This window comes from Pseudosulfitobacter sp. DSM 107133 (assembly GCF_022788695.1).
Lineage (GTDB): Bacteria > Pseudomonadota > Alphaproteobacteria > Rhodobacterales > Rhodobacteraceae > Pseudosulfitobacter.
In genome coordinates this window covers 401,926-418,992 of record NZ_CP085154.1, presented here as the reverse complement: position 1 = coordinate 418,992, position 17,067 = coordinate 401,926, and the positions used below count along the sequence as shown (strand labels likewise).

At 62.4% G+C, this 17,067-nt stretch carries 17 protein-coding genes; 9 read left to right on the top strand and 8 right to left on the bottom strand.

The window, feature by feature from the left end:
* Nucleotides 1-49 precede the first annotated feature (49 nt).
* A complete protein-coding gene (locus DSM107133_RS02010) occupies nucleotides 50-493 on the bottom strand; it encodes a YraN family protein (protein ID WP_114294035.1) in 444 nt (147 codons plus the stop codon).
* Nucleotides 494-501: 8 nt separating this feature from the next.
* On the bottom strand, nucleotides 502-1,371 hold the full coding sequence (gene rsmI, locus DSM107133_RS02005) for a 16S rRNA (cytidine(1402)-2'-O)-methyltransferase (RefSeq protein ID WP_114294036.1): 870 nt from the start codon (nucleotides 1,369-1,371) through the stop codon (nucleotides 502-504).
* A gap of 88 nt (nucleotides 1,372-1,459) precedes the next feature.
* Here rsmI and DSM107133_RS02000 point away from each other — a divergent pair, with 88 nt between their 5' ends.
* Nucleotides 1,460-2,644: a penicillin-binding protein activator gene (locus DSM107133_RS02000; RefSeq protein WP_114294037.1), complete on the top strand. Its 1,185-nt coding sequence runs from the start codon at nucleotides 1,460-1,462 to the stop codon at nucleotides 2,642-2,644.
* Nucleotides 2,645-2,650: 6 nt separating this feature from the next.
* Entirely contained in the window at nucleotides 2,651-5,422 is a 2,772-nt protein-coding gene (locus DSM107133_RS01995; protein ID WP_114294038.1) for a [protein-PII] uridylyltransferase, read from the top strand.
* Between the two features lie 39 nt (nucleotides 5,423-5,461).
* On the opposite strand, the gene DSM107133_RS01990 is transcribed toward DSM107133_RS01995, so the two are convergent.
* The gene (locus DSM107133_RS01990; RefSeq protein ID WP_240310566.1) at nucleotides 5,462-6,631 is read right to left on the bottom strand and encodes an amidohydrolase; all 1,170 of its coding nucleotides are present in this window, start codon (nucleotides 6,629-6,631) and stop codon (nucleotides 5,462-5,464) included.
* Nucleotides 6,632-6,903: 272 nt separating this feature from the next.
* Here DSM107133_RS01990 and murJ point away from each other — a divergent pair, with 272 nt between their 5' ends.
* A complete protein-coding gene (gene murJ, locus DSM107133_RS01985; protein ID WP_114294039.1) occupies nucleotides 6,904-8,448 on the top strand; it encodes a murein biosynthesis integral membrane protein MurJ in 1,545 nt (514 codons plus the stop codon).
* 74 nt (nucleotides 8,449-8,522) lie between these two features.
* On the opposite strand, the gene DSM107133_RS01980 is transcribed toward murJ, so the two are convergent.
* Nucleotides 8,523-9,203, bottom strand: a complete 681-nt coding sequence (locus DSM107133_RS01980) for a rhomboid family intramembrane serine protease (protein ID WP_114294040.1) — start codon at nucleotides 9,201-9,203, stop codon at nucleotides 8,523-8,525.
* Between the two features lie 73 nt (nucleotides 9,204-9,276).
* Here DSM107133_RS01980 and trpS point away from each other — a divergent pair, with 73 nt between their 5' ends.
* The 5 genes from trpS to DSM107133_RS01955 all read left to right on the top strand — a co-directional run bounded on the left by trpS (nucleotide 9,277) and on the right by DSM107133_RS01955 (nucleotide 13,508).
* Nucleotides 9,277-10,305: a tryptophan--tRNA ligase gene (gene trpS / locus DSM107133_RS01975; protein WP_114294041.1), complete on the top strand. Its 1,029-nt coding sequence runs from the start codon at nucleotides 9,277-9,279 to the stop codon at nucleotides 10,303-10,305.
* Nucleotides 10,306-10,457: 152 nt separating this feature from the next.
* Nucleotides 10,458-10,943, top strand: a complete 486-nt coding sequence (locus tag DSM107133_RS01970) for a VOC family protein (protein WP_114294042.1) — start codon at nucleotides 10,458-10,460, stop codon at nucleotides 10,941-10,943.
* A gap of 76 nt (nucleotides 10,944-11,019) precedes the next feature.
* Entirely contained in the window at nucleotides 11,020-12,120 is a 1,101-nt protein-coding gene (locus DSM107133_RS01965) for a class II histone deacetylase (RefSeq protein WP_114294043.1), read from the top strand.
* Nucleotides 12,121-12,192: 72 nt separating this feature from the next.
* Nucleotides 12,193-12,771 carry a nitroreductase gene (locus DSM107133_RS01960; protein WP_114294044.1) on the top strand — a complete coding sequence of 193 codons (579 nt, stop codon included), beginning with the start codon at nucleotides 12,193-12,195 and terminating at the stop codon, nucleotides 12,769-12,771.
* Complete coding sequence (locus tag DSM107133_RS01955) at nucleotides 12,768-13,508, top strand: EI24 domain-containing protein (RefSeq protein WP_114294045.1); 741 nt, start codon at nucleotides 12,768-12,770, stop codon at nucleotides 13,506-13,508. The genes DSM107133_RS01960 and DSM107133_RS01955 overlap by 4 nt, the downstream gene beginning before the upstream one ends.
* Here DSM107133_RS01955 and DSM107133_RS01950 read toward each other — a convergent pair.
* Both DSM107133_RS01950 and mce read right to left on the bottom strand, forming a co-directional pair.
* On the bottom strand, nucleotides 13,438-13,734 hold the full coding sequence (locus tag DSM107133_RS01950; protein WP_114294046.1) for a DUF1467 family protein: 297 nt from the start codon (nucleotides 13,732-13,734) through the stop codon (nucleotides 13,438-13,440). The genes DSM107133_RS01955 and DSM107133_RS01950 overlap by 71 nt on opposite strands.
* Nucleotides 13,734-14,138, bottom strand: a complete 405-nt coding sequence (gene mce / locus DSM107133_RS01945) for a methylmalonyl-CoA epimerase (protein WP_114294047.1) — start codon at nucleotides 14,136-14,138, stop codon at nucleotides 13,734-13,736. The genes DSM107133_RS01950 and mce overlap by 1 nt, the downstream gene beginning before the upstream one ends.
* A 140-nt stretch (nucleotides 14,139-14,278) precedes the next feature.
* Between mce and DSM107133_RS01940 the strand changes: the two genes are divergently transcribed.
* The gene (locus DSM107133_RS01940) at nucleotides 14,279-14,998 is read left to right on the top strand and encodes a response regulator (RefSeq protein ID WP_114294048.1); all 720 of its coding nucleotides are present in this window, start codon (nucleotides 14,279-14,281) and stop codon (nucleotides 14,996-14,998) included.
* Between the two features lie 66 nt (nucleotides 14,999-15,064).
* On the opposite strand, the gene DSM107133_RS01935 is transcribed toward DSM107133_RS01940, so the two are convergent.
* Both DSM107133_RS01935 and DSM107133_RS01930 read right to left on the bottom strand, forming a co-directional pair.
* The gene (locus tag DSM107133_RS01935) at nucleotides 15,065-15,790 is read right to left on the bottom strand and encodes a GNAT family protein (protein ID WP_114294049.1); all 726 of its coding nucleotides are present in this window, start codon (nucleotides 15,788-15,790) and stop codon (nucleotides 15,065-15,067) included.
* Nucleotides 15,791-15,853: 63 nt separating this feature from the next.
* On the bottom strand, nucleotides 15,854-17,056 hold the full coding sequence (locus DSM107133_RS01930) for a DUF1501 domain-containing protein (RefSeq protein WP_114294050.1): 1,203 nt from the start codon (nucleotides 17,054-17,056) through the stop codon (nucleotides 15,854-15,856).
* Nucleotides 17,057-17,067 lie beyond the last annotated feature (11 nt).

Genomic DNA, 17,067 nt, shown 5'->3' with positions numbered 1-17,067 from the left:
GCTTTGCTGAGGTTCCTTGATGGATCAGCAACGCCCAAGGCGCAATGGGTCAGTCAAATCCGAAAGCGTTTTCTATGATCCGCGTTTCGCCCCGCCCGTTCACCAGCGCCACATCAAATCGCACCTCGGTCAGGCTGCCGCGCGGCATCCGGGCAAGGTATTCTTCGGCAGATGCATAGATCCGGCGCATCTGCGCTGCGTTTAACCGGGCGGCGGCGCGGTCGAATGTCTTGCTGTGTTTAACCTCGATAAAGACCAAACCATCACCGTCTTGCGCGATCAGATCGATTTCGCCGCTTTTGCCGCGCCAGCGTTGCTGGACAACAGGAAAACCCCGCCGTTCGTAATCGGTCGAAATCCGGCCTTCGGCGGCGGCGCCCGCATGATAGGCCATTTTACCACGCAAGCGTCGCGTATCGGGAACGGATGGTTTGGACATCACAGGCGGCACCTGCGCATGTTCAACGGAAAAATCAAATGCCAGTTGTTCCATGCCATCCCTCAGGAATCCTCGCTGTTCCCCTTGGGCAGGGTCAGCGCCAGTTGGTATACTTTGCGACGGGGCGCACCATGTGCCGTCGATACGGCATCCACCGCATCGCGCATCGACATACGCCCCAGCGCTTCAATCAGGTCTGATTCAATATCATCTTCCCTAATTTTCTCTAAACGGCGGTCGATCAAAACCACGATTTCGCCTTTCACCGCTGCATCGGCATAGTGTTCGGCCAGTTCTGACAGGGTTCCGCTGCGCACTTCCTCGAATTTCTTGGTCAACTCACGACACACAGCTGCCTGACGGTCTCCGCCCAGCACGTCGGCTGCGTCTGCCAGCATGGCCGCCAGCCGCTTGGGTGATTCGTAGAACACCAGAGTCGCCTGCACATTTCCCCAACCTTCGAGCGCACTGCGCCGCGCCGCCTTGGCACTGTGCAGAAAACCGCCGAAAAGAAACGCATCCGTCGGCAAGCCGCCGACCGCCAAAGCGGTCACCACAGCGCTGGGTCCGGGGGCGCAATGCACCGGCACGCCCCCTGTACGGGCCGCGCGGATCAGCTCAAACCCCGGATCGGCAATCAGCGGCATCCCCGCTTCGGAGGCATAGGCCACAGATCCGCCCGCGCCCGTATGAGCCAGCAATTGCGCCACCACCTTGTCAGCACTGTGATCATGCAGGGTGTGGATGCGCCGCCCGCCCAGCGGCACCCCGTGGATATCCATCAGACGGCGCAGGCTGCGAGTGTCTTCTGCGGCCAGTACATCGGCCGACGCCAGCACGTCCAGCGCCCGCAGCGTGATGTCGCGGGCCGTGCCGATCGGGACACCGACAAGGTGAATACCTGACGGTAGAGAAACCTTTTGGAAATTCAACGCTGGACCCGCCTTTCGTGACCTCTATGATCTTCGCCAAATCAAGGTGGCAGATGCGCCGCCCAGACCCGAGGGAGTTCTCTGGACCATGTTCGCGTTTTTACAACCTGCCCGCAAGGCATTGCGCCTGCTGACACTGCCGCTTTTTGCTCTGGCACTGGCCGCCTGCGATACAGGTGTGACCGGGGGCGTTGGCAGTGGCGGCCCGTCAATCAACACCTCGAAACCTGTTCCTGTCGCGCTGCTGGTGCCCCGGGGCTCGGGCTCGGCCTCGGATGATCTGCTGGCCACCAGTCTGGAAAACGCCGCACGACTGGCAATGCGCGATCTGAGCGGAGTGACCATCGACCTGCGGGTCTATGCCACGGCCGGCAATGCCGCCACGGCAGCCAACGTTGCGACACAGGCCGTGAACGACGGCGCCAAGATCATCATCGGCCCGCTTTACGCCGAAGCGGCAAATGCCGCGGGTGTTGCAGCCGCCCGTGCCGGTGTGAACGTATTGGCATTCTCCAACAACACGACCATCGCAGGCGGCAACGTCTATGTGCTTGGGCCAACCTTTCAGACCACGGCCAACCGGCTGGTAAACTTTGCCGCCCGCCAGGGAAAATCGCGCATTGTTGTGGTCAGTGCACAGGACGTTGCAGGCCAGCTGGGCCGCAATGCCATCGAGAACGCCATTGCCGGCAGTGGCGCCACGCTGGCGGGTTCCGTCGATTATCCGCTCTCGCAGCAGGGTGTGATCGACGCGGTACCGCGTATCAAGGCAACGATGGACAGCTCGGGCGCCGACGCGGTTTTCATGACCTCGTCGACCGCTTCAGCCCTGCCCCTGCTGGCACAATTGCTGCCCGAAGCGGGCATCCAGCCGTCGGTCACACAATACATCGGCCTGACCCGCTGGGACATTCCGTCACCAACCCTGACCTTGCCCGGTCTGCAAGGCGGCTGGTTCGCCCTGCCTGACCCAGCACGCAGCGCAGCCTTCCGCGCCAAATACCAGGCGACCTATGGCAGTGCTCCGCACCCGATCGCGGGCCTGGGTTTTGACGGCATTGCCGCTATTGGCGCACTGATCGCCAAGGGCAATTCCAACGCGCTGACCGGCGCGGCGCTGACGCAGGGGGCGGGTTTCCAAGGCGCCTCGGGCATCTTCAGATTGCGCAGTGACGGCACCAACGAACGCGGGCTGGCCATTGCGACCATCCGCAACAATCAGGTCGCAATCATCGACGCGGCACCGCAATCCTTTGGCGGCGCCGGGTTCTGATCCACGATGCTTGAAACGCAACACCTTGAGCCTCTGGCGGCCGACATGATCTGCCCGCCAGAGACCATTTTCGATTCTGCCGCCTTTTCATCAGAACTGATAAAGGCGCGGCAGAATGATGCGGCACCGATGGACGTGCGCAACGCCATGGTTGCCTGGCTGCAACAGGCCCAGAAACAAGGCCGCGCCACCATCGCTGCGGCCTTTGCGGAACGCCCCTTTGCCGCACGCCCGACGACCACGGCCTATACCTACCTGACCGACCAGCTGGTTCAGGCGGCGATGACCCTGGCCACCGAAGTGATCCATCCCAATGTTTCGCCCACCTCGGGCGAGCGGCTGACGCTGATCGCGGTGGGCGGCTATGGCCGCGGTGAAATGGCCCCGTTTTCGGATGTCGACCTGCTGTTTCTGACCCCCTACAAAATCACCGCATGGGCCGAAAGCGTGATCGAGACCATGCTGTACATGCTGTGGGATCTGCGCCTGAAGGTCGGCCATTCCTCGCGCACCGTCAAAGACTGCATCCGCTTGGGCCGCGAGGATTTCACCATTCGCACCGCGCTGCTTGAGCACCGCTTTATCGCGGGCGACAGCGAGCTGGCCGAACGTTTGGACAAACGCCTGTGGGACGATCTGTTTTCGGGCACGGCCCGCGATTTTGTCGAGGCCAAGCTGCACGAGCGCGACGAACGTCACAAGCGCCAGGGCCAGCGCTATGTGGTCGAACCGAACGTCAAGGAAGGCAAGGGCGGCCTGCGCGACCTGCAATCGCTGTTCTGGATTTCAAAGTATATTCACGGGGTCCACGATACGGCCGATCTGGTGCAACTGGGCGTTTTCACCGAAGACGAATTCGCCAGCTTTGCAGCGGCCGAGAGCTTTCTGTGGGCCGTCCGGTGTCATCTGCATCTGCTGACAGGCCGCGCCACGGAACAGCTGACCTTTGACATGCAGGTACAGGTGGCCGAAGCCATGGGCTATGAAGACAAGGCCGGCCGGCGCGCCGTCGAAGTCTTTATGCAGGCCTATTTCCTGCATGCCACCGAAGTGGGCGATCTGACCCGCATCTTCCTGACCGGACTGGAGGCGGTTCACCTCAAGGCAGAACCCCTGCTGGAACGGCTGCTGGGGCGGCGGCGCAAGATCAAAACGGGCTATCGGGTGATTCACAACCGCATCGCCCTGATCGACGACGACGCATTCCTGTCGGATCCGCTGAACATCCTGCGTCTGTTCGAAGAGGCGCTGCGCACCGGCATGTTGATACACCCCAACGCCATGCGTCTGGTGAAGGCGAACCTGAAACTTATTGATGACTCGGTGCGCAACGCCCCCGAAGCACAGCGTATCTTTCTGGACCTGCTGCTGAAACACGGCAACCCCGAGCGCGCCCTGCGGCGGATGAATGAACTGGGAGTGCTGGGGGCGTTTATCCCCGAATTCAAGCCGATCGTGGCGATGATGCAGTTCAACATGTATCATTCCTACACGGTCGACGAGCACATCATTCAGACCATCATGAGCCTGAGCGAGATCGAACATGGTGATCTGATCGAAGATCTGCCCGTGGCGTCGTCGATTCTGAAAGCAGGGGTCAACCGGCGGGTTCTGTACATTGCACTGTTGCTGCACGACATCGCCAAGGGACGCGAAGAAGACCACTCGATCCTTGGCGCACAGATCGCGCGCAAGGTCGCGCCGCGTCTGGGGCTGAAACCCGACGAGGTGGACACGGTCGAATGGCTGGTGCGCTATCACCTGCTGATGTCGGACATGGCGCAGAAACGCGACATTGCCGACCCGCGCACCGTGCGCGACTTTGCCAAGGCCGTGCGCACGGTCGAGCGGCTGGACCTGTTGTGCGTGCTGACCGTCTGCGACATCCGCGGTGTCGGCCCGAACACATGGAACAACTGGAAGGCCGTGCTGATCCGCGCGCTGTATCGCCAGACCCGCACTGCGCTGGAAGACGGCATGGAGGCGCTGAACCGCGAAAACCGCGGGGCCGAGGCCAAGAAGGCCCTGCGCGCCGCATTGGCAGACTGGCCGCGCAAGGATTTGCAGACCGAGACGGGGCGCCATTACGAACCCTATTGGCAGGGCTTGCATCAGACCGCCCATGTGGTCTTTGCCAACCTTCTGCGCGGTATTGGCGATGACGAAATCCGCATAGACCTGCACCCGGACGAAGACCGCGACGCCACGCGCGTCTGTTTCGTGATGCAGGACCATCCGGGCATTTTTGCGCGGCTGGCCGGCGCGCTGGCGCTGGTGGGGGCCAATGTGGTTGACGCGCGCAGTTACACGACCAAGGACGGCTATGTGACCGATGCATTCTGGATTCAGGACGCCGACGACACCCCCTATGACGCCAGCCGCCTGCCGCGCCTGCGCAAGATGATCGAACGCACGCTGCACGGCGAAGTGCTGACCCGCGACGCAATGGTGGACCGCGACAAGGTCAAGAAACGCGAAAAAGTGTTCCGCGTTCCGACCCATATCACCTTCGACAACGACGGGTCGGAAATCTACACGATCATCGAAGTCGACACCCGCGACCGCCCCGGCCTGCTGCACGATCTGGCGCGCACCTTGGCATCGTCAAACGTCTATGTGGCCAATGCGGTCATTGCGACTTACGGCGAACAATGCGTCGACACCTTCTATGTGAAGGACATGTTCGGGCTGAAATACTATACACCAAGCAAGCAAAAGACGCTGGAAAAACGTCTGCGCGCCGCCATTGTCGAAGGGGCACAACGGGCCGAGGGTTGATCCCCGCACCGCTGTCTGCGCGGCCAGAGGCAAGCGGTGTTACGCCGCTTGCAGCATATCCTGCACCAGATGCACCCAGACGTCTGCCCCCGGAACCAGACCGGCATCGTTAAAGTCGTAGCGCGCGGAATGAAGCGGCTGTGCAAATGCATCCTCGGTGCCATTGCCCATCAACAGAAAACATCCCGGACGGGCCATCGCCATGTGGGCAAAATCTTCGGAGAACAGTTTGGGCAGGCAGGCGGGATCGACATTCCCCGCCCCCAGCGCCGCAACGCCTGCGCGGGTGACAGCCGCCACGGCTTCGGCATCGTTGAGCGTGGGGGCAAAGACGGTTGCATAACCGACCTCGCCGCTGACATCGTGGGCCGCACAGGTGCCCGCAACCAGCGAACGCATTTGCGCCTCGATGGCGGTGTTGGTATCGGGCGACAAGGCGCGCGCATCGCCCTTCAGGATCGCACTGCCGGGCAGAATATTGCGCCCGCCATCAGCGATGAATTCGGTGACCGAAACCACACCGTTTTGCGCCGGATCCAGCTTGCGCGATACAATGGTCTGCAAGGCGCCCACGATCTGCGCGCCCACCACGATGGCATCGACGCCCAGATGCGGCATGGCCGCATGGCCTCCGCGCCCGCGCACCTCGATTTCAAACAACGCTTCGGAGGCGGTCATCGGCCCGGCCCGCGTTTCCATCTGCCCCGTGGCCAGCCCCGGCATGTTGTGGATGGCAAAGACCTGATCGACCCCGAACCGCTCGAACAACCCGTCGGCGATCATCGCCTGCGCGCCCTGACCGTGTTCCTCGGCAGGCTGAAAGATAAACACCACCCGCCCGTTAAACTGCCCGTGCGTTGCCAGATGTTTGGCCGCCCCCAACAGCATCGCCATATGACCGTCGTGCCCGCAGGCGTGCATCACACCGCCTGTACGGCTGGCATGTGCCGCGCCGGTGGCTTCGCCGATGGGCAGCGCATCCATATCGGCGCGCAAACCCACCGCGCCTGTGCCATTGCCACGCTGCAACACGCCGACAACGCCGGTCTGCCCGACGCCGCGATGCACTTGCAGGCCAAAACTTTCCAGCAGATCGGCCACCCGTGCGGCGGTGCGCGTCTCGGCAAAACCCAGCTCGGGATGGGCGTGGAAATCATGCCGCCACGCGGTCATTTCTGCGGAAAGATGGTCCGTTTGGGCATCTGGCATGAGGCGTCCCTTTGCAAAGTGATTCCATCCATCAAAACGATCTTGCAAACAAACTCAAGTTTTACCCCCTTTGCGTTCAGCCACTGGCGACAATGACAAGATTGCCCCCCATTTATGCACGCAAAGACAGGATAAGCAGCAATCTGCGCGAAAACTGCCGCACCCCCGCGCCGCATCTACACAACACTTTGCCATCGCAATCACAGGCCCTTGTCAGGCCCCCGTCTGACCCGCTAGGCCCTGATCCAGACCCGCACCAGAAAGGCCCGCCTGTGAAACCCATCCGCCTGATGTCCGGCTTTCTGACCGTAGGGGTCTGGACGTTGTTGTCGCGTATCCTCGGCTTTGCACGCGAAATCCTGATCCTGTCGCTGATCGGGCCGGGCCCGCTGATGGATGCCTTTGTCGCGGCCTTCCGACTGCCCAACATGTTCCGCCGCTTCTTTGCCGAAGGCGCGTTTAACGCGGCCTTTGTGCCGATGTTCTCGGCCAAGCTCGAAGGCGATGATGCACCGCAACGCTTTGCCACCGACGCGCTGAACGGGCTGATGTTTGTCACGCTGGCGCTGACGGCACTGGGACTGGTGTTCATGCCTGCGCTGGTCTGGGCCACGGCGGGCGGCTTTGACGTGCAGCGGTTCGACCTGACGGTGGGATTCGGGCGCATCACCTTCCCATATATCTTCTTCATGTCCCTGTCGGCGCTGTTCTCGGGCGTGCTGAACGCCACAGGCCGCTTTGCCGCGGCGGCGGCGGCGCCTGTGTTGCTGAACATCTTTGTCATTACCGCAATGCTGGTTGCCTCGTATATCGGCGGCGAAGTTGTCCTCTGGCTGATCTGCACCATCCCGCTGGCCGGCATCGCGCAACTGGCCCTGACATGGACCGCCGCCACGCGGGCAGGCTTTGCGCTGAAACCCGGCCTGCCGCGCTGGACACCGGACATGCGCAAGATGCTGATCGTGGCCGTGCCCGCAGCGCTGGCCACCGGCGTCATGCAGATCAACCTTGTGGTGGGTCAGGTCGTCGCCTCGCAATTCGACAAGGCTGTCAGCTGGCTGTTTGCCGCAGACCGCCTGTACCAGCTGCCCCTGGGCGTGGTCGGCATTGCTGTCGGCATCGTGCTGTTGCCTGACCTGTCGCGCCGGCTCAAGGCCGGTGACGACGACGGCGCGCGCAATGCGCTTAGCCGTGCAGCCGAGATTTCACTGGCACTGACCATCCCCTCGGCCGTAGCGCTGATGGTGATTCCGCTGCCGCTGACATCGGTGATGTTCGAACGCGGCGCCACGGGGCCGGATGATGTGGCCGCCATCGCGGTGGCGGTTGCGATCTACGGCCTCGGCCTGCCCGCCTTTGTGATCCAGAAATTCCTGCAACCGCTGTTCTTCGCCCGCTCGGACACCCGCAGCCCGTTTCGCTATGCGCTGTGGACAATGGGGGTGAACGCTGTACTTGCCGTTGTCCTCGCGCCCGTGATCGGCTGGATCGCCCCTGCCTTTGCCACCACCGTTGCCGGCTGGACCATGGTTCTGATGCTGCGCCGTGGCACCCGTTCAATGGGCGATGTCGCCCGTTTCGACGACCGCTTTCGCAAGCGCATCTGGCGAATTATCCTTGCCTCCGCCGTGATGGGCGCCTGCCTGTGGGCCGTCTCCCTGTCACTGTCTGTCGCCTTGGGAACTCCCAGCCTGCGCTACATCGCACTGACGGCATTGATCGTCGCGGGTGTCGTCAGCTACTTCGGCACCGGCCACCTGATCGGCGCCTTCAAACTGTCAGACTTCCGCCGCGCCACCAAACGCAAACCAAGGTAACCCCTGCCTTCATCTTGCCCGATAAACTCCGGGGGAGCGCCGCAAGGCGCGGGGGCAGCGCCCCCGGCAACGCCTCAGCGCCGCTGGATCGTCGCGCGCAGACGCGCCCACCCGCCCGGCACCACGATCAGCGACAGCGCAAAACCGCAGACGAAACCGGCCAGGTCGGCAATCCATTCAACGCCCACGTCAAAGAACACGCCCCACAGCAGTTGCAGCCCCATCAGCACACCGATCAGCGAAAACGCCTGCAATTGCTGCGCACCCGTACCTGCCAGCCGTTGCCACATCAAAAAGGTATAGGCCCCGATCAGCCCGTAAACCGCCGGAAACGCTCCGATCAGCCAGGGCGCATCAGTCAACAGCCCATAGGCCACAGCCCCGAAAATCGCCGAGAAAAAGAACACCACCAGCACCGCCAGTTGTCCCATCACCTCACCCACCAGCTTGCCCAGTGCCAGCAGGATCACGCCCGCGAACAATGTGCTGGAAAAACCGCCGTTCACAAAGGGATAGGTGACAAAGCGCAGCAAGTGCTCCCAGGGAAAAACACCGTTCGCCAGCATCCAGTCAAAGGCGATGCCCGAGAACCCGTAATCGCGCAGCGCTGCCAGCCGCCAGCCCACAGCGCCCGGACCGCCAATCACGCCCGCCGCCCCTAGCGACAGCACGGCCTCGACACCCATGATGGCGGCGAACAGGGCCCAGACAACGGGGGGCAACGGATTTACGGGGGGTTGCATATCGGGGTGCATGGTTGGCTCTCCTTGACGGGACTTTGGCGCATGGGTAAGCCAGCCACGCACGAATGCCCAGAGGGGAACCCAAATGACTGACGCTCCTGCATCGCAATTCACGCCGCGCGTGTTCTCCGGCATCCAGCCGTCGGGCGGTTTGACACTTGGCAACTATCTGGGGGCGCTCAAGCGTTTCTCGGAAATGCAGAACGAAGGCCGCGATTGCATCTATTGCATGGTGGACCTGCACGCGATCACCGTCTGGCAAGACCCCGACAAGCTGCGCCACAACACGCGCGAGTTGACCGCAGGCTTTATCGCCTCGGGCGTCGATCCTGAAAAATCCATTCTGTTCAACCAGTCCGCGGTGCCCGAGCACGCGCAACTGGCGTGGATTTTCAACACCGTGGCCCGCATGGGCTGGATGCAGCGCATGACCCAGTGGAAGGACAAGGCTGGCAAGAACGCCGAAAAAGCCTCGCTCGGGCTATTCGCCTATCCGGCACTGATGGCCGCCGACATTCTGGTCTATCACGCGACCCACGTGCCCGTGGGCGAGGACCAGAAACAGCACATCGAGCTGACCCGCGACGTGGCGGCCAAGTTCAACCACGACTATGGCGTCGATTTCTTCCCGATGACCGAACCGGTGATCGAAGGGGCCGCGACCCGCGTGATGTCCCTGCGCGACGGGTCCAAGAAAATGTCGAAATCGGACCCCTCCGATGCCAGCCGCATCAACCTGACCGATGATGCCGACACCATCGCCAAGAAGATCCGCAAGGCCAAGACAGACCCCGACGCCCTGCCATCGGAGGCAAAGGGGTTGGAAGACCGTCCCGAGGCGCGCAACCTGGTCAATATCTATGCCGCTTTCACCAATCAGACGGTCGATCAGGTGCTCGCCGAGGTGGGCGGCAAGCAGTTCGGAGAGTTCAAGCCGATGCTGGCCGATCTGGCCGTGGCCAAGCTGTCGCCCATCTCGACCGAAATGGCGCGGTTGCTGGATGACACCACCGAGATCGACCGCATTCTGGCACGCGGTGCGGAACAGGCGCGCGAAATCACGGTGCCGATCCTGAAAAAGACCTATGAAATCGTCGGGCTGGTTGGCGCCTAAGCCACCTTCCACGACAGGTCCAAATCACAAAGGGCGGGTGCTGCGGCATCCGCCCTTTGCGCATCTGTGCACCGACCCTGCGCGCGGTCTCGCCTTTTGTGCGGGGAAGGCGCAGTCTATTTGTAGGTCAACCACAGTCTCAGGAGGCACCCATGCCCGGCAAAGTTCCCGCCGACACCCGCGTCGGCCACGTCCATCTCAAAGTCTCCGACCTTGATCGGGCCATTGCCTTCTATGGCGATGTGTTGGGCTTTACACTGACCCAACGCTATGGCGCCGAAGCGGCTTTTCTCGCGGCAGGCGATTATCACCACCACATCGGCCTGAACACATGGCACTCCAAAGGGTCCGGTCCCGCGCCGGACCGCGCGCCGGGTCTTTACCACTCGGCCTTTGTGTTTCCAGACCGGGCCAGTCTGGGGGCAGCGCTGAAGCGTGTTGTCGAGGCGGGAATTCCGCTGGACGGGGCCGCAGACCATGGCGTGTCCGAAGCCGTCTATCTGCGCGATCCCGATGGCAACGGCGTCGAGTTGTACCGCGACCGCGATCCCTCCGACTGGCCGCGTGATTCCGAGGGACGGTTGAAAATGGTGAACAGCCCGCTTGATGTTCACGCCCTGCTGGCCGAAGCCGCCTGAGCGTGCATTTTTCCACGCCAGTGCATCGACAATCCTGACGGTCTCGGCCACCCTGCGGCAAAACAGGAGACAGGTCATGGCCACAGGATTTTTCTGGGACGAACGTACATTCTGGCACGGGGGCGGCAACTATGCCTTTACCCTGCCCGTCGGCGGGCTGATACAGCCGCTGGCCGCCGGCGGCCTGCCCGAAAGCCCCGAGACCAAGCGGCGGCTGGTCAATCTGATGAACGTCACCGGGTTGATGGGCGAACTGGACGTGCGCACCGCACCCGAAGCCCCGACCGAGGCGTTGCTGCGCGTCCATCCGCAAAGCTATCTGGATACGTTCAAGGAGATGTCCGACAACGGCGGCGGTGAGTTGGGCCTGCGCGTGCCGTTCGCCCGTGGCGGGTACGAGCTGGCCGCGCTGTCGGCGGGCCTGTCGATTGCGGCGGTCGAGGCGGTTCTGACGGGCGATGTGCAGAACGCCTATGCGCTCAGCCGCCCGCCCGGCCACCATTGCCTGCCCGATTACCCAAATGGTTTCTGCCTGATGGCCAACATCGCCATCGCCATCGAGGCCGCCAAGGGGCTGGCGGGGCGTGTGGCCGTGCTGGACTGGGACGTGCACCACGGCAACGGCACCGAGGCGATTTTCTATGACCGCGACGACGTGCTGACACTCTCGTTCCACCAGGAGGGCAACTATCCGCTGGACACCGGCGCGCTGGCCGACCGCGGCAAGGGCGCGGGCGAAGGGTATAACATCAACTTGCCACTGCCTGCCGGTGCGGGACATACCGCCTATTTGCACGCGATGGACCGCGTGGCCGTTCCTGCAATCCGCGACTTTGCGCCTGATATCATCATCATCGCCAGCGGCTATGACGCCTCGGCGGTCGATCCGTTGGCACGGATGATTGCGACGGCGGACACCTACCGGCAGATGACCCACAAGGTCAAAGACCTGGCCGCCGAGGTTTGCGATGGCAAGCTGGTTCTGGTCCACGAGGGCGGCTATTCCGAGGTTTACGTCCCCTTCTGCGCCCATGCCGCAATCGAGGCCATGTCAGGCAGTGCCATCAAACTGGCGGACCCCTTCGGCGTGACCTTTGAAGTGCGCCAACCCGGTCCGCGCTTTGATGCGTTTCTGATCGCCGAGATCGACCTTATGGCCGATCAACTTGGCCTATAATACATGTTGGCCCTTGACGGGGCCGCCTGCAATGACGACATGCAACCTGCCCAATGTAAAAGATCGTAACATATGCCTGAACCTGATCCCGCTGCCCTGAATTTCCTGCTGACCCGCCGCAGCCGCCCCGCGAAAACGCTGACAACGCCTGTGCCCGACCGCGCAACGTTGGACCAACTTTTGACGGCAGCGGCCCGCACGCCCGATCATGGCAAGCTTGAGCCGTGGCGGTTTATCGTGATCGAAAAGACCGCGATGCCGCGTCTGGCGGATCTGGCCGAAACCCGTGGCAAGGTGCTGGGGCTGGACGAAGAACAGATCGGCAAGGGCCGCAGCCAGTTCGACATGGGCCATCTGGCCGTCGCCGTGATCGAGGTGCATGTGCCCTCGCCCAAGATTCCGGCGCTGGAACAGACCTACTCTGCCGGGGCCGTGTGTCTGTCGCTGCTGAACGCGGCGCTGGCGGCGGGCTGGGGGGCCAACTGGCTGTCGGGCTGGCCCAGCCATGACCGTGTGTTCATGCAAGAAGCCTTCAAGCTGAAAGACAACGAACGCATCGCGGGGCTGATCCACATTGGCACCGAAACCACCGCACCGCCCGAACGTCCGCGCCCGGATGTTGCGGCCAAAACCACATGGCTGTCCGAATGATTTTCGCGTCTTTCTTTGCCGCTTTGGGCCAGATCGGCGACCCGCGCTTCCGGCGCGTGCTGTTTCTGGGGATTTTGCTGACCATCGTGCTGCTGGTGGCCTTTACCACCGGGCTGGTCTGGCTGGTTGATGCGCTGACCGCGGACAGCGTGGATGCCCCGATCGTGGGCGAGATTACCTGGCTGGACGACATCCTGAGCTGGGGTTCGGTGCTGCTGATGCTGATCCTGTCGGTGTTCCTGATGGTGCCGGTGGCCTCGGCCATCACATCGATGTTTCTCGACGAGGTCGCCCAGGCCGTCGAAGACGAGCATTATCCGAACCTGCCGCCCGCGATGAACGTGCCGTTTGGCGATGCGGTGCGCGATACGGTGAACTTTCTGGGTGTTCTGATCGGGGCCAACCTGCTGGCCATCCTTGTTTACGTCATCCTGACACTGATGCTTATGCCCTTTCTGACGCCGGTTGTATTCTGGGCGCTGAACGGGTTTCTGCTGGGGCGGGAATATTTTACGCTGGCCGCAATGCGCCGCGTCGGACGCGAAGGTGCGCGCGATTTAAGGAGCCACCATCGCGGCACCATATTCATTGCGGGATTCCTGATGGCGATCCCGCTGTCGGTGCCGCTGGTGAACCTGCTGATACCGATCCTTGGCGCGGCGACCTTTACCCACCTGTTCCATCGCTTGCAGATGGCGGGGCCATCCGGTCAAACCAGTCAATATCGCGCAAGGTGATCACGCCTGACAGGATGATCGTCGCAACGATAGCCCAGATCACCGCCGCCACGCCGGTGGTGATCCACGCCTTTTTCTTCAGGTTGTGAACCTCAGGCGCGCCGGCATGGGTGCCGGGCACGATTTCACCCAGATCGCCCTGAGTCTGAACACGAATCGGCAGGATGATCAAAAAGGTCATGAACCAGATCACCGCGAACAGAACCAAACCGGATACAGGGCCCATCAGACCTGTTCCAGTTCTGTCAATGTACCGTTCATATCCTTGGGGTGCAGGAAGATCACCGGTTTGCCATGCGCGCCGATCTTGGGTTCGCCGTCGCCCAATACCCGCAGGCCGCTGGCCTTGAGGTGGTCGCGGGCGGCTATGATGTCATCAACTTCGTAGCAGACGTGGTGAATCCCGCCCGAGGGGTTCTTGTCCAGAAACCCCTGAATCGGACTGTTTTCGCCCAAGGGGTACAGCAATTCGATCTTGGTGTTGGGCAGTTCGATGAACACAACCGTGACGCCGTGGTCGGGTTCGTCTTGCGGGGCGCCAACCTGGGCACCCAGCGCGCTGCGATATTGCTCCGAAGCGGCCGCGAGGTCCGGCACGGCGATGGCAACGTGGTTGAGGCGTCCGATCATGGTCAAATCTCCCGAATAAGGTTTGCGCAGTTATGCGCAGCTTGGGATTGGCGCGCAAGGGACGCACCGCCGCAGGGGGCACGTTAACGCCCTGTTAGGCAACGCGCGCTAGCGTCAGAGTCGAAATCGGAGGGACAGACATGGACAACATCGACCCATTCACACCACATTTGCCAGCGCCCACAACCGCGCGTCCGCTGTTGGGGTTGACCGTTCTTGCAGTCGAAGACAGCCGTTTCGCCTGCGAGGCGCTGCGCCTTTTGTGCCTGCGCAGCGGTGCGCGCATCCGTCGGGCCGACAGCCTGCGCGCGGCGCGGCGGCACCTGCGTGTTTACCGACCTTCGGTGGTGATCATTGATCTGGGCCTGCCCGATGGCAATGGAATTGATCTGATCAGCGGTCTGGTCGCCAGCACACCGCGCCCCGAGGTGATCCTTGGCACCTCGGGTGACAATTTCGGCAGAGAGGCGGCACTCACCGCCGGTGCAGACGGTTTTTTTGAAAAACCGATTACCTCGCTCGGTGTCTTTCAGGGCCAGATCCTGTCCCTGCTGCCCGAAGACCGCCGCCCCGACGGCCCCCGCGATGTGTCTTTTGAAGAAGTGCATCCCGACCCCATCGCGTTTCAGGACGACATGGCACATGTGGCTGACGTCATGGAAGACAACAACGACGACCGCACGCTGGACTATGTGGCACAGTTCCTGTGCGGCGTTGCCCGCAGCGCCAAAGACGGCCCCCTGCAAAAGGCCGCCGAGGCACTGGCCGAAAAACGCGCGGCAGGCCAGCCTGCAATGTCCGAGGCTGCCGTTCTGGCCGGATTGGTGCATGACCGTCTGACGCACCGAATGGCAATTTGAACAGCGTGAATACGACTGCTGCAAACACGCAGCCTGTCCGAAAACAACCCATTTAGTCCCAGCGCGTTACAGCGTGGGGTCACTTGCGACGCGCACCAGCGCGGTCAGGTCTGACAAGCGTTCGACCTGGTTGCCATCATCGTCAAAATTCGACGGGTCCAGCCAGACGCGAAAGGCCTCTTGCAACGCGGGCCATTCCTTGTCGATTGCTGCAAACCAGGCGGTATCACGGTTGCGCCCCTTGTAAACAGTGGCCTGACGGAAAACGCCCTCAAAGCTGAGGCCCAGCCGTTGACCTGCGCGGCGCGACGGCACGTTCAGCGCATCGCATTTCCATTCAAACCGGCGATAGCCGGCCTCGAACGCCCATTGCATCGTCAGAAACAGGGCCTCGGTCGCCACCGAGGTGCGCTGCAAAACCGGCGCGAAGTTGATGTGCCCCACTTCGATCGAACCGGCCGCTGGATCTATGCGCAGCAGGCTCAGAACGCCGTCAAAGTGACCGGATTCCAAATTGCGCACAGCAAAAAAGACCGGGTCGCTTTTGCCCGCAACGCTGTGCACCCAGCGGTGATACTGCGCCGACGATAAAAACGGCCCGTAAGGCAGGTAATCCCAAACGTGATCTTCGCCTTCGTAGGCACGGAACAGCAAGGCCGCGTGCTTGTCCGCGTCCAACGGCTCAAGCGCCGCATAGCGCCCTCGCATGGCCGCACCCTCGGGGGTGGGCGGAGGGGTCCAGTTGTCAACGGGTGCGCCGAATTGCGGGCTGTCTGTGGATCGCGTGTTCATACCCGAATCTATAGGCGGCGTGCGGTCCATCGCCAAGCGGATTTAACCTCTAGGGGATGGACCCTAAAGCACAATGCCAGGATTGCTGCCCATGTCGAGCCCGGGAAAGACCACGCGTTCCAGCGTGGATATGTCCAGCCCCGTCACCGCCTGCATGATCCATGCCGCATAGGCGCGCACATCGCGGGTGGGCATCAGGTCGCGACCTTCGTAGAGGTCGGAAGACTCCAGCCCCGGCCAGTCGCCATAGATCTTGCCACCCCGGATCGCCCCGCCCGCCATCACCACCAGACCACCGGTGCCATGATCGGTGCCCTTGGTCCCGTTCTCGCGCGCTGTGCGGCCGAATTCGGTCATCGCGACCACGGCGGTCTTGTTCCAGACGGGGCCGGTCAGCTCTTGTTTCAGATGCACCAGCGTTTCAGCCAGATCGCCCAGCGCGGCCGTGATCCCGCGCTGTTGCGCGCGGTGGGTGTCCCAGCCGTTCAACGAGAACGAGGCCACCCGCGCATCCTGGCGCAGCCGCTTGGCGGCAAACTCCGCAATTTTCTGATGTTCGTTGCCCTTGCGAACCGCCTGCATGTCTCTGGCCATATCGCCCGCCATCATCGGCGCATCTGCCGCCGAAAGCAGCGCAGCCTCGGCCAGGGCCGCGTGCATGGCCGGATCGCTTTCCGAGATCATTGCCAGCAGACGTTCGGCCTGCGGACTGAGGGCAAGCGATGAGTCAGGGGCCCAGTTGGCCACCGCCGCCTTCCCCTTGAGAACCGGCATCTCGCCCAGACCAATGGCATAGGCAGTATCGGCAGCCACGCCCGGCACCTCTTGCAGCATCCGGTTCAACCAGCCGTCGCGCACGCCGCCCTGCAACGTATCGGTGCCCGCCTCCAGCACGTCCTGCCCGTCGAAATGGCTGCGCTTGTCGCGATAGGGCGTGCTGACCGCATGGGCAAACCCCAACTCTCCGGCCTGCCACATCGGCAAAAGCGGACCCAGCGCCGGATGCAACGAAAAGAACCCGTCCAGATCCAACGCCCCGTTCAGTGGCCCGCCCGCAAGGCTGCTGCGCAGGCCCTTGTAATGCGGATCGCCATAAGGCTGCACCGCGTCCAGCCCGTCCATCGCGCCGCGCAGGATGATGACGATCAGCCGCGTATCCCATGGGGCAGCAGCGAATGTGACCGGCGTCAGCAACGGACTGGCCGCCAGCGAACAGCCCAGAACCGCAGACCGGGTCAGAAAAAAGCGGCGCGAAAGATCGGTCATGGCAGCTACTC